This is a genomic window from Holdemanella sp. DFI.5.55, assembly GCF_020593575.1.
GTDB lineage: Bacteria > Bacillota_I > Bacilli_A > Erysipelotrichales > Erysipelotrichaceae > Holdemanella > Holdemanella hominis.
The window spans coordinates 1-247 of record NZ_JAJDMK010000330.1 but is presented as its reverse complement, the minus strand read 5'-3'; the positions used below and the strand labels follow the sequence as shown (position 1 = coordinate 247).

General features: G+C 43.7%; 1 pseudogene. It reads left to right on the top strand.

Annotated elements, in window-relative coordinates:
- Positions 1-247, top strand: a pseudogene (locus LJE08_RS14305) (hypothetical protein); the annotation flags it as partial.

Sequence of the window (247 nt, the reverse complement as noted above, 5' to 3'; positions counted from 1 at the left end):
AAAAAGGAAAAAATATGCAGCTGCGGTATCGCTGATCCACCTTGAAACGATCTGCTTTGTAAGCACGCATACGATACTGTTCGGATGGAATTCTGCTTTTTTCCTGTTCCTTGTAGGAATGGCTTCGCTTGTATATTTTTGTCCCTACCGCAAAACCTACATTCCCTACGTATTCTCCCTACTGCATATTCTGGCTTTTTTCCTTCTGCATCTCAATGTACAGGATCCCATATTGCCGGCAGATGGG